The following is a 12,839-nucleotide window of genomic DNA, read 5'->3' as shown; positions in this document are numbered from 1 at the left end:
TTAGTTTGTCGCCACATTGGCGGCAACAGCAACTTGGAAGACAATTTGAGTGATATCTTTCACCGCTTGAAGCACTTTAGTATCGATAGCAGGTAATACAATAATCTGATCGCCAGGCTCTAGCTTACTTTCAGCACCCGATAACAAGCTACCGTTTAAGTTGCTAAATGTGACGTTACCATTTTTACGTACAATTAAGATGCGCTCGTCTTCCGCTCTTTCTGTAAATCCGCCAGCCCACGCTAAGTAGTCTTCGGTGGTCGCTTCAGGATTAAATACAATAGATTGAGGTAGCAGTACCTCACCACCTACATGAACTAGGTCGGTGATTTCCGGAATTACAATAGTGTCGTTCGGTTCAAGGAGAATATTCGCGATGTCACCGTTTTCAGAAACGACAACCCTTCCTTGAGGTTCGACTTGTCTAGCTCGAGCAATAAAATCAGCGACGAGCTGCGCTTCTTGTGCGCGGATTGCCCCTTCGCCCGTTGAGCTAATTGGTGCGGTATACATGCTGCGTTCAAGACGCTGTAGGCCTTCTTCAATGATTTCTTTTTGCTTTATTGCCACGCTTTCTCTTAATAAAAAGATATTTTGAGTGTCTGATAAGGCGGTGTCAGCCTCAATATGATCTAACACGTCAAGCAGGCGAGTGCCTTTGTCAATCATAACTTGTGAGGCGCCTGAAAAGGCTCCGGCAACGTTTATGCGATATATTTGCGGTTCGTTATCGGCTACGTACTCTACCGTATCTCCTGCACGTAATGTTAGAGCAGAGAACTCCTCTATGCTTAAATATCTAGCATATTGCTTATCTCCCCTTACGCCTGCTACTGAAGCGTGAGACGCAAACTCACCAGGACGAGCGAAGTAGTTGACGGCTTCACCGTTTAGCTCTTCATTCAAAAATTCAAATGTGAAGCTGTTTCGTGCACCTGTTTCAACAGTAATAGTGTTGCCAATAGGGTGCACTAAAATAGTATCGCCATCTTTAAACGATAGGGAAGGAAGCTTTCCGTTTCTGAAAAAGGCATAAAGGTCTGCGCTTGCTACCACTTTGTTATCGCGCAATACATCTATCTGTCTAAAGCTGCCGCGCTGAAAGTCTACACCGCCCGCTCTTTTTAAAAAATAGAGAACGCTATCAGAAGCAAGGCCAGCGTATTGTCCCGGTCGTAACACTGGTCCAGAAACGTAAACCGACACAGGAGTAGTCGTAAGAAGGTTTACATATACATTGACATCATTAGTGTAAACCTGACGTATCTTGCCAGTTACGGTTTGATTAACACTGCCTGCTGGCGTATTTGCAACACGAATTGGGCCTATGTTTGGAATAAAGATATTGCCCTGGTTATCCACAGTGACCACATCTGAAAAGTTAACTGCGCCCCATAACCAAATTGAAATTTTATCTCCTGGTGCTACAAGGTAATTGTCATTCATTCCAGAGGTGCGCTCAGATTCAAATCCACCGATAAACAGATTAGCCGCAAAAGGCGGGTTTTCCATCGCTGTTTGTAGAGGGAATACGGTATCTATTGTGGGCTCACCCGGCAAAGAGACGCCATTTCTGGGTTGGGTTGAAAACTGCCCTACAGCGCTGCCAGGTTGTGTTGCCCCAGGAAGCGTTCGTTGGCTTGGAATATTAAGCGGGGAAACAGCCGAGGTTCCCGCAGACGAGCTGTTCGTTTGCTGAGCTCGCTGTCTTAGCTGTTCTATCTGTTCGGCGCTTTGACTATTTGCGTTGGTACTAAAAACTAAAAATGTAATGAGAAGCGGTAATGCAACCGCTAGAGATTGTTTAAGCTTAATCACGTTATGAGCCATCATCTTAATTAAACGCCTTCCATGTTAGTGGTTCCGACAAGTGGGTTTATTAAAACCCACACACCATCTCGTTCGCATGACGTAAGTTTTTTACGAGTAGCGCTAGGCACTGCCTCTTTACTGCTATCGCTTAACACGAATCTTATACATTTATTGCCTGTGGCTGAAATATACCGCTCTTTTGACTGATAGCGAACGCCATCAAAGGTTATCGGTATTAAGTCGTTAGTATCAAAAAGCATATTCGCTCTTGGAATATTGATAGTCAGTGCAGTGGTACTATTTAGCGAATAAGCTAGAGAAGAATGAACCAATGGTATGTCAGCTTTTGTAACGGTGGGGGTATTGGTACAACCTGTTACGCCCATCATTACGGTGACAGCAGAGAAAAAATAGGTGATGTGTTTTAACATTCGCTTTCATATCCGTGTAGCAATTTGGCGATAGGATAACACAAGATTTATTAAAAGCGTGATCGTGGATTTGTGTAATACACTGCTCAACAAATAAAAGTGTTTGGATACTTGATGCTATATACTGCGACTCGCTGTTTTGCCCTAAATAAAGTGACTATTTTCGATACCTGAAGCTTCATTAAAAAGTAGTAAAGCTGCTTTAAATTTGCACATTTGCCTAATTGTTGCCTCATTTGCATAATTATTGCTTAATTATTGGATGATCGCACGAAGGTGCCATGATTACTGTCTACTAGTCATTGATTAATTACTAACTCACGCTCGTATCTGCGCCAGTAACTTTTCAAGCATGTTTAGCAGCGCAAATAAAGAAACGATTCTTAAATGAGTAACTGTAAGTGAAGAAAGAGTAAAAGATGCAGCTTGTGTCATTTTGGCGACTTAAATTAATGCATGTATTAGTGGTTAATGCCGCCGCTATCATTGAATTGAAGAAGAAAGCGTTCGCATATTGCGTTTTATGAAATAAAAGTAGCGATAGAGTGGCAAGTTACAGATACTTTTTTGCTAGCTAGGGTGGTTACTTAGGCAAATGTTTTATATCATTGGAAGTGATGAACTGCGCAATGGCGGAGCAAAAGAGTCCGTTCAGTCCTGCTGTAATTAGGGAAAAGATTGTTGTTTTACATGGAACTAATGTTGAAATATTTACCAATAACAAATACGACTTGTGTTGGGTTTTCGCAAACCGGCAGAGGTAACGAGGAATTGTGCTTTTTATGCTAGCTTACCTGCAGTTTGTGCCGCTTTTCACTGCATTTTTTGTTGCGCTTATTTTGTTAGTGGTGATGACTCCGCTTGCGCATCAGTTTGGCTTGGTTGATCAACCTACAGCAAGAAAGCGTCATGCCGGAATAGTGCCTTTAACGGGCGGCGTTGCTATTTTTATGGCTGTGTTGGTTGCAAGTGTTGCAACCGATGTGTGGATGAAAAACAATCCACTGTTCTTTACCGCTTCTGCTTTTGTTGTTTTGCTTGGCATGTTAGACGATAGGTTTGACTTAAGTGCCAAAGGCCGACTTATGTGTCAGTTTGGAGTCGCGTCTATCATGGCGTGGAGTGCGCAAAACTACATTACCTCTTTAGGCAGCATTCTAGGGGCTGAGGAAGTATTTCTCGGTATTGGAGGTTATTTCTTCACTATTGTGTGTGTGGTGGGCGTTATCAATGCGTTTAATATGATTGATGGTATCGATGGACTAGCCGCTGGAATGAGTTTAGTCATTCTATTAACGTTGGTTGGCTTTCTAATCGCAACGGGTAATGGCGTTGCTATCATGGAACCGCTTATCATTGTCGCTGCAATTGTTCCGTTTTTAGCGTTTAACCTTAGCTGGAAAGGCTTCAAGGGCAACAAAATTTTCATGGGCGACTCTGGCAGTATGTTTGTGGGTCTCACCATTGTCTGGTTATTGGTTGATCATACACAAGGAGAAGGAGCCGCGTTTAGACCTATTACCGCGGTTTGGCTTATAGGCCTCCCTTTAATGGATATGGCAGCCATCATGTATCGTCGTGCTAGAAAAGGGCAATCCATGTTGCGGCCAGACAGACAACACCTTCACAATATTTTTATGCGAGCGGGGCTTAGCAGCAGAAAATCCCTTATTGCTATTTTAGCATTGGGCGCGTGTTTCTGTGCGGTCGGAATACTGGGTGAAGTCTATCAAGTCTCGGAAGCTATTATGTTCTGGGGTTTCATGGCACTGCTTGTGGTTTACAGTTTCGTTATTCAAAATATTTGGAACGTCCTGCGATTTATAAAGCGTGTGACAGCCTAGCTCTCAAGAAGTCCTTAACTTACTCGCAATGATGAAGAATATGCAGAACTGAAATGCGTAGATGCCAGCAGCATTTCTCTGTAAGATGTTGTAAAGAAGCGCACTAATTACGCCTCTCTTTGTTTGCACACGTCACAATCGGTAATCTATTTGAATAATCAATTTTCTATTCTTTCTAATAACAATCAAAAAAATCGTGTAGAAACTATTGTCGCTATGGCCGTTTATCATGCGGACAATGTAGTGTGGTTGAAAGAAGCCATGAGCAGTATTACCACGCAGGATTATCGCGACTTTTTGTTTGTCATTGTTGTTGACGGTTCGGTTCCTAAGGTAATTTTGGATACGGTGTTAGATGCGTCAAAGCAGGATAGCAGAATTGTTGTTGCACAAAATTCAGGTAATGTAGGTCTTGCGAGCAGCATGAATTCAGCTGCAGAATTCGGCCTCACCTTCGAACCTCAATTTTTCGTGAGAATGGATGCAGATGATATATCTGAGCCTAATCGTCTTTCCCGTCAAGTGTCTTATATGAGAAGACACAGCTATATTGCGGTGTTAGGTACAGGGTTAACTGAGGTTAACGAACACGGTGTTAAAGTGGGAGCGCGAGTAATGCCTGCCTCTCATAAGCAAATTGCAAGAATACTGCCCCGCCGTTGCGCGCTTAATCACCCAACGGTGGTGATTCGATATAACGTATTTAGAGACGGGTACCGATACGACAGCAGTTTGATGAATACTCAAGACTATTTTTTCTGGATAAAGCTTGCGTCTGAAGGTTACGTCTTCAGAAACTTAAAAGATCGATTGTTAAAATTTCGCCGTGTGAATAATTTTTATAAACGCCGAGGTCTCAGTAAATCCTTAAACGAATTCAAAGCACGAATATACGCCATCATAAAATTAAAGCAGTATTCACTGTATAATGTGGCCTATGCCTTTGGTGTGCTGGCATTGCGACTAATGCCCGGCAAATTAGTGAAGTTGGCCTATAAGTTAGATAGGCATTTACTTGAAAGGTTTGGTAAGCATTGAGTATTGGTATTGTCGTAATTCTTTACAACCCCGACGTGGAGCATGTAAATCATCTGATTAATGAGTTTGCTAGTGATGATTGGCAGATAGCCATTGTCGATAACTCTCCTCATCCCACTCAGTTAGACTTAGCTAGCAACTGCATCTATTCCCACTATCCGTCAAACCTGGGCATTGCAGAGGCGCAAAACATTGGTTTACGTGCGCTGTTTTCTCACTCAATCGGCTATTGTTTTCTTTTAGACCAAGACAGTAGTTTCTCACCTACTATTGCTGCTTCGCTGTATCAGCAGTTTATAGCGCTTGAAAAAGTAAGTCCTGTTGCTGCTATAGGCCCAGCTATTCACTGCCAATTCAGTAACACAGTGCAGGAAGGAGTGATTCAAAAAGGTAAGCAGATATCGTTAGGACTAAAAGAAGTTAAGCAGATAATAGCCTCCGGTATGCTCATTTCTCAACAGGCATTTGAGAAGGTGGGTGAGAAAGAGTCTGCATTGTTCATAGACGGAGTCGATCATGAGTGGTGTTGGCGTGCAAAGCTTAAAGGCCTAAAGGTTTATCAATCTCAATTAGTCAGCATGCCACACAGGCAAGGCGACGATAGAATTAAAGTATTTGGCATAACCTTTAAACAAGGAACGCCTGTAAGGCTGTACTACCAGTTGAGAAATGTACTTATTTTAAGTCGCCGGCGCTATGTCCCCATTTATTGGAAATGTCGTCATCTTTTCGCAATACCATTGCGTTACGTTGTGAATCGTTTCGTTTTTGAAAATGGACAAGAGCGAGGTCAGTTCATGCGTAAAGGGCTTAGAGACGGCATCAAAAAGACTTACGGCCCCTTGAAGTAAGAATAACGCTCAGTAAAACTGAAAACCTGTGATGAAAAAAAGATCTTTTCTTTCACCATATTGGTGCGTGAGATATCATACTGTCACAACTTTGGTGCTGAAAACCCGAAAAAATTTATAATTTGTGCATTGAATCATTCTTTATGCTCAAAATGTGTTAGTTGGAACATCGATTGCATCTCATTACACAAGCTGACGTGCTTACCCAAAGTACAAACTCCTAATAAGGGTTGTGTAAAGAGACCGTCGAAGAATTTGAATCAAAAGGATATAGACTATGAGTCAGGTAAAAAAGGCAGTAATTCCAGTAGCAGGGTTAGGAACACGGATGCTACCTGCCACGAAAGCAATACCGAAGGAAATGCTTCCAGTTGTTGATAAGCCTCTAATTCAGTATGTAGTGAGCGAGTGTGTTGCAGCCGGTATTAAAGAGATTATTCTCGTTACCCATGCAAGTAAAAACAGCATTGAAAACCACTTCGACACCTCTTTTGAACTAGAGGCTACGTTAGAAGCGCGTGTAAAGCGTCAGCTGCTTGAAGAAGTACAGTCTATCTGTCCTAAAGACGTTACTATCATGCAAATCCGTCAAGGAGTTGCGAATGGCCTAGGTCACGCGGTACTTTGCGCTCGTCCACTTATAGGCGATGCACCGTTTGCAGTTGTGTTACCTGACGTCATCATTGACGATGCTGCGAGCAATCCTAAGAAAGACAATCTTGCCGATATGGTTGCTAAGTTTAATACAAGCCGAGTTAGCCAAGTTATGGTTGAGCAGGTTGCGCAGGAAGATATCTCTAAATTTGGTATCGCAGACCTAGATGGCGCGTCTATTACTCAAGGTGAGTCAGCGAAAATACACAAAATGGTAGAGAAGCCGCCACTTGACGAAGCACCATCTGATTTAGCCGTTGTGGGCCGTTATGTACTTTCAGAGAAAATCTGGGATCTACTTGAGTTCACGCCTCCAGGAGCTGGTGGAGAAGTTCAGCTTACTGATGCAATCGATGCGCTAATGAAGCTAGAGCAAGTAGATGCCTACTACATGAAAGGAAAGAGCCATGATTGTGGTAGTAAGCTTGGTTATATGAAAGCGAATGTTGAGTACGCACTACGCCATCCAACTTTAGGTGAAGAGTTTAAAGAGTTTTTAGCTACCATCAAAGCCTAATAATAGAACTCAAAGAATGAAAAAATGCGCCTTTCTAAGGCGCATTTTTTTTAAATTGTTAATTCAATTAACTTTTACCAAGCTTTGAATCTTCGATAGCATTTTGTTACCAATTCCCTTCACCTCGGTTAGTTGCGCGACTTCTAAAAAGGGACCAACCTGCTCTCGGTAATCAATAATCGCTTTGGCTTTTGATACACCAACACCCGGAAGCGTTTGCAATTCGGCTAGTGAGGCCACGTTTAAATCAAGCTTGTTGGCAACTGACTGGCTAGCATTGTGTCGTGCTTCGTCAGTATCCATGCTTTGTGAGTAAGCCACAGGTATGTGGAGTGACAGTGCGGTGAGTAGCATTAGTCCTGGTAGTGTTTTTTTCATCATCGTTCCTTGTTTTAACGGTGTACACCATTTGTACAACAAGAATTGTATGAGATTGAGGGGATTAGGCTAGTCCAGTTTTAGTACAGGTTTTAAAGTAATTACCTATGCTAACTGGTATAAGTGAAGAATGAGTAGATAAAAAAATAGCGGGCATTGCCCGCTATTTTTGATTTTTTACTGTAGTGCTTACAGACGTTCAATCAGTGCGTCGGTAAACTCAAGGGTGCCCGCTTCGCCGCCGAGGTCTCGAGTAGTACGGTCGCCGCTCTCAATAACGTCTTTTAGCGCTGAGCGAATTTTTTCTGCTTTGTCGCTCATGTTCAAATATTCTAGCATTTGCGCTGCAGCTAAAATTACTGACGTTGGGTTAGCAAGGTTTTTACCTGCAATATCAGGAGCAGAGCCGTGCACTGCTTCAAAAATAGCACAGTCTTCACCGATGTTCGCACCAGGTGCCATACCTAGACCGCCAACAAGTCCTGCACATAAGTCAGAAAGAATGTCACCGAATAGGTTCGTCGTAACAATGACATCGAACTGGTGTGGGTTCATAACTAACTGCATACAGCAGTTATCGACAATCATTTCTGCTGATTCGATGTCTGGGTAACGTTCACCAACTTCACGGGCCACTTTAAGAAATAGACCAGAGGTTGATTTTAAGATATTGGCTTTGTGAACCGCTGTAACTTTCTTTCTGCCTTCGCGGCGAGCAAGCTCATAAGCAAAGGTCACAATCTTTTCTGCGCCGTCACGTGTAATCTTACTCATGGCTTCAGCTTCGTTGCCATCTTCAGACACTACTTGACCAAGACCAGAATACATACCTTGGGTATTTTCGCGCACAGTGATGATATCGATGTCTTCGTAGCGCGCTTTTGTGCCTTTAAAGGAGATTACTGGGCGAAGGTTTGCGTACAGTTTAAACTGCTTGCGTAGGCTCACGTTAATAGACGTGAACCCTTCTCCTACTGGAGTAGTAAGAGGGCCTTTAAGTGCTACTTTGTTTTTTGCAATGAGGTCGAGTGTCTCTTGTGGTAGCAATTCGCCATGTTCTTCTAGAGCAACGAGTCCTGCGTCGGCATAATCGTAGGCGAAGTTACAGCCAACCTTGTCTAAAATTTTTGTGGTTGCATCGATGATATCCGGGCCAATGCCGTCACCGCGAATGACTGTAATATGTTGCTGAGTCATGATGGGAGATCCTCTAGTAATTCTGTTGTCTTAGTCGTTAGGTTCTATATGCACCGCTTTATTGTAGCGAGCACAACACGCCATTGCTTGCCTGCTTATTATAAACTTGAAAAAGTAGGGGATATTAAAATGTCGCAGTGCAAAAGTTTGCGTATTTTATACGATAGAAGGCATAAGTTATAGCCATTCGTAAATATAAATTGGAAATGAGCAGAACCCTCTATATGAAATACCAGTCAAAAAGAACTGCTTTACTGCCTTAAGCCTGAATAAACAATCCAGAGCACTAAAAAACGGCCTGTAGAGAGAGCTACATTTAGAGATAAGCTACCCAAGGAAAAAGCTAATTAGCGAGGCAGTGGGCATATCAAGTGAGGTTTTTGTTCATTCACAATGTGCGCTAGGTCACTAGAAGACAAGGACAGTACAGACATCCACAGCTTTACTTCTTCAGTGGTACTCAAGTCTTTATCAGGCGTTGTTAATAGGTACGCTTTGGCTAAATAAAAACCCAGCGATATAACCGCGTGCTCTTTTCTTAGTGATGTTGGCACAGCGTCGTTTGTCTTATTACACTGATGGAGAACAGCACGCCACGTAGCGCTTTGATGCCAGTTCTCAGCTAGCTCACTGGCAATAGAGAGCCAGGGCGATGGTGTCGTTATTTTAAACGTATTATTGATAGAGAAATTCGGGTTTGGTCGAACAGGGAGTTTGGTAATTACTTTCAAGCCTGGCAGCGTGAAAAGCGGTGAGCAAGCAAAGGTCATAGTCAGTGCCGCGGATTGGGCCGTAAACTTGGTCTTGGTAAGCGATGCGATATGACTGGCAAACGCGCTGGCAACCAGTGTGAATTGCTTGCAGGTATCTACAAGAGGAAACTCATGCTGTGTTAATCGCTCCATTAAAGCAAATTGAACAAGCATATCGCCAACGCGCTCAGTACCGTAAGTGAGTACTGCCTGTTTTATGGTTTTCACCGGTAGTTGCAAGCGGTTATCTTGGCTCGCTGTGCTTATCAAAAAATGATTGAACGTAGGAGCACGTTCTATTTTCTCACAAAGCGCTGGAATATCGATGTCGCGTTTTTGCAACTCGTCAATAATGTGCAAAAGTGCTGAAGGGGGGCGTTGAATAGCAAATGTTGTTGGAAAAAAAGGCTGCCCTCCCTTTACTAGTCTAGGGGCTCTAGTTTCATTAAAAAGCGCAATGAACGCATCAAATTCAATGTGTTGGTGTATTGGCGAGCGTATTGATGAAGCAGGCACCCAGTCACTATCGCGGTCGGCATTACGAGCAACCGCTGCAAAACTGTGGTTTTGCTGTATATCTACAATGGTTGCCGGAATACCACTGGCATACACTTTCTCGCCTGGCATAGCACGCTCAAAAAGCGGAGACAGTGAGGGCAACAAGCCGTGATGGTGCACAGGTATTAAGCGAGTGCATTGAGAAAAGAGACTATGCTTTTTTTCCGCCGGTGCGCTGCTGATAATTTTAGACAGTAAACAAAGTCGTTGTGCGCGGTTGAGTTTAGCACTGGCAAGAGAGTGGGCTTGTGCATTTTTGGCTGAAAATACTACCCGTTTTAACCGCAAAATATCCAGCCAAGACGATAAGCCTTTCGCGCGTAAAAATTCAGAAATTGCTTTACTGTCATTCGGTTTTCTTTCTTGGCTCGCGTCGCCTGCAAGTCCGGCATCTGCTTCGTCGCTTTTATCATGACCAGTAAGGTGATAGAGGGCCAAGGTTGCCGCAATAAGATGCTGAAGATAGTGATCGTTAAAGTGATTGAGCTTACCAAATACCGTCAATAAAAGTATGTGGGTTAACTGCGGGGGGAGTGAGTTTTTAGTCCCATGAGCCGCTAGTGCCGCGGCGGGCTCTTCATTAACAAGCGCGATGGCTAACTTGGCATTTCTAAGCCATAGGTTAACTTTGTTATCAACGCTTTGCGAGAGAGTCGGTGCAGCAAGTATCTGAGAAAACGTCGACTGAATATCGGCTAATGCCATATGGGGCTAGCTTTCTTGATAGCTAGAGTAGGCACCTTCTCCCCAGGCAATGAGCTTGTCATTTTCAAACAGTAGAGGCGTACATTCATCTTGGGTTGTTAACCCATCGGCGCGGACATGCTGCGTTCGAAAGAACATAACTTGAATAGCGTTCACCCCTTGGCGTTTCGCTTCAGTCAAATCGGGTGAGCCGAGTAGTGCAAGCACCTCCTCTCGCGTACTGCCTAATTTAAGCTTGGTAATTTGAACGCGGTTATACTCTTCTCGATCCTTCCAATCCATGTTCTCAGGCTTATCTGGATAGAACGCGATAATCATAAAAACAAATAACGCGTAAAGTCCTACGCCAGCTAGGATGAGTCGAATAACTTTGGTGTTCATAACCGTTACTTCTCGTGTCTAAATTAATGTAATAGTGACAAGCATGGGTGCCTATTGCAGATGCACAACGCGGCCGAATAACGTGGCCGAATACCTTGAGTGTGTAACGCATAGGCGTGCAGATACAAAACCCGCTAAACCTATTCGCTCATTCCCAGCTTTTATAATATTTTAAGTTTACCGTAAATTGTATGAGAATAATAAGCGATTATGGTAAGTGTTTATGTCAGGCCATCATTACCAGCAAAAGTATAAACGCTAAAGAGTAGAGGGCGAACGAGCAGCGCTTATTTTCAAAGCGCTGGCGGAGCAATACCTTTCTTGACTAAATGAACTGGCCACATGAATTGGATAAACTATTTCACCAAATAGCAGGGCTCGTAAGCGCTGCCAGGAAGCTTCATTCGGTGCTGTTTTACAAATGATTCCAGCAGTACATCAACATGCTTCATTAACGCCTTATCGCCTGTGATCTCAAAAGGGCCGTTTTCTTTTATCTGCTTAATCCCTTCTGCTTTTACATTACCGGCAACGATACCTGAGAACGCTTTTCTTAAATTCGACGCTAAATCGCTTCCACTTTGATGATGGTCAAGTTGAAGCCCAGCCATACTCTCGTGCGTTGGAATAAATGGCTGTTGAAAGTCTCGCTCTATTTTTAACGACCAGTTAAAACTAAAAGCATCTCCCATCGCACCGCGATATTTTTTCACTTTTTCGAGCCCTTTGCATAATGAACGTGCTACTTCTTCTGGGTCGTTCACTATAATTTGGTATTTCTTCTGTGCTTGTTTACCCAAGGTCTCTGCAATAAAATTATCTACTGCCTCAAAATATTCTTCACTGCCAGCAGGGCCGGTTAAAATGACAGGGAAAGGCTGTTGGTCATTTCTTTCATTCATTAGAATACCAAGAAGATACAGCAGCTCCTCAGCCGTGCCTACACCTCCTGGGAATATGACAATACCGTGTGCCAAACGCACAAACGCCTCTAAACGCTTTTCAATGTCAGGCATTATGATGAGCTCATTAACAATCGCATTAGGTGGCTCAGCGGCAATAATACTAGGCTCTGAAATACCTACGTACCGACCGGATTTGTGTCTTTGCTTAGCATGACCTATTGCTGCACCTTTCATTGGGCCTTTCATTGCACCCGGCCCACAGCCAGTACAAATATTCATGTCTCTTAGACCAAGCTGATAGCCCACTTCTTTAGTGTACTTATACTCAATTTGATTAATGGAGTGGCCGCCCCAGCATACAATGGTATTAACGCCATCGTTGCCCTCTAGCGCTTTAGCATGGCGAAGCATATCAAACACCATGTCGGTAATCTGTGCGCCGTCTGCTGGTGAGTGTTGATGTAAGAAATCATACTTATCGCCCATGTACAGTAAGTCTCGCAACACTGCGAATAAGTGCTCATGAACGCCTCTTACGAGGTTGTCGTCTACAAAGGCGACTTCTGGAGGGTTAATCAACTCAATTTTCACGCCGCGCTCACGGCGAACAAGTCTTATATCGAAACTTTCATAGGGGGCAAATAAGGTTTCAAAATTATCTTCATCAACACCGCTGTTTAAAACGGCGAGAGAGCAATTTCGAAACATGGTAAAGAGTTCGCTATCGGAAGCATCCTGCAGACGCGCAACTTCAGCTTGTGACAGTTGGCTCATCCAACCCATTGGGTTTAGCTGTACTTTTTTAATCACATTACT

Annotated in this window: 11 protein-coding genes; 4 read left to right on the top strand and 7 right to left on the bottom strand. The window is 43.4% G+C overall.

The annotated features are described in order from the left end of the window. Together AC27HD_RS05785 and AC27HD_RS05780 are read right to left on the bottom strand one after the other, a co-directional pair. Positions 1-1,830 (bottom strand): polysaccharide biosynthesis/export family protein, encoded by a 1,830-nt coding sequence (locus AC27HD_RS05785; RefSeq protein WP_487104698.1) that lies wholly within the window; start codon positions 1,828-1,830, stop codon positions 1-3. Positions 1,831-1,838: 8 nt separating this feature from the next. Further along, positions 1,839-2,243: a hypothetical protein gene (locus tag AC27HD_RS05780; RefSeq protein ID WP_487104388.1), complete on the bottom strand. Its 405-nt coding sequence runs from the start codon at positions 2,241-2,243 to the stop codon at positions 1,839-1,841. Between the two features lie 782 nt (positions 2,244-3,025). Between AC27HD_RS05780 and wecA the strand changes: the two genes are divergently transcribed. The 4 genes from wecA (at position 3,026) to galU (ending at position 7,147) form a co-directional block, all read left to right on the top strand. After that, positions 3,026-4,087 carry a UDP-N-acetylglucosamine--undecaprenyl-phosphate N-acetylglucosaminephosphotransferase gene (wecA, locus tag AC27HD_RS05775; RefSeq protein ID WP_487104386.1) on the top strand — a complete coding sequence of 354 codons (1,062 nt, stop codon included), beginning with the start codon at positions 3,026-3,028 and terminating at the stop codon, positions 4,085-4,087. Between the two features lie 150 nt (positions 4,088-4,237). Then, positions 4,238-5,125, top strand: coding sequence for a glycosyltransferase (locus AC27HD_RS05770; RefSeq protein WP_487104384.1), 888 nt, complete (start codon positions 4,238-4,240; stop codon positions 5,123-5,125). After that, on the top strand, positions 5,122-5,976 hold the full coding sequence (locus tag AC27HD_RS05765; protein ID WP_487104382.1) for a glycosyltransferase family 2 protein: 855 nt from the start codon (positions 5,122-5,124) through the stop codon (positions 5,974-5,976). The genes AC27HD_RS05770 and AC27HD_RS05765 overlap by 4 nt, the downstream gene beginning before the upstream one ends. Positions 5,977-6,253: 277 nt before the next feature. Then, a complete protein-coding gene (gene galU, locus AC27HD_RS05760) occupies positions 6,254-7,147 on the top strand; it encodes a UTP--glucose-1-phosphate uridylyltransferase GalU (protein WP_032094321.1) in 894 nt (297 codons plus the stop codon). Positions 7,148-7,210: 63 nt separating this feature from the next. Here galU and AC27HD_RS05755 read toward each other — a convergent pair whose 3' ends face one another. From AC27HD_RS05755 to ppnN, 5 genes are all read right to left on the bottom strand, one after another. Further along, entirely contained in the window at positions 7,211-7,525 is a 315-nt protein-coding gene (locus AC27HD_RS05755) for a ComEA family DNA-binding protein (RefSeq protein ID WP_032094322.1), read from the bottom strand. A 189-nt stretch (positions 7,526-7,714) separates the two neighbouring features. Further along, positions 7,715-8,722, bottom strand: a complete 1,008-nt coding sequence (locus tag AC27HD_RS05750) for an isocitrate dehydrogenase (RefSeq protein ID WP_163105195.1) — start codon at positions 8,720-8,722, stop codon at positions 7,715-7,717. Positions 8,723-9,069: 347 nt separating this feature from the next. Next, positions 9,070-10,737 (bottom strand): histidine kinase, encoded by a 1,668-nt coding sequence (locus AC27HD_RS05745; protein ID WP_487104379.1) that lies wholly within the window; start codon positions 10,735-10,737, stop codon positions 9,070-9,072. Positions 10,738-10,743: 6 nt separating this feature from the next. Next, a complete protein-coding gene (locus AC27HD_RS05740; RefSeq protein WP_032094325.1) occupies positions 10,744-11,118 on the bottom strand; it encodes a DUF3192 domain-containing protein in 375 nt (124 codons plus the stop codon). Between the two features lie 356 nt (positions 11,119-11,474). Continuing rightward, positions 11,475-12,830 (bottom strand): nucleotide 5'-monophosphate nucleosidase PpnN, encoded by a 1,356-nt coding sequence (gene ppnN / locus AC27HD_RS05735; protein WP_487104696.1) that lies wholly within the window; start codon positions 12,828-12,830, stop codon positions 11,475-11,477. Positions 12,831-12,839 lie beyond the last annotated feature (9 nt).

The sequence above is a fragment of the Alteromonas sp. 4NS20-0143 genome, from assembly GCF_057542855.1.
Note: the sequence above shows the minus strand (reverse complement) of the source record. Positions and strands in the feature narration are given on the sequence as shown.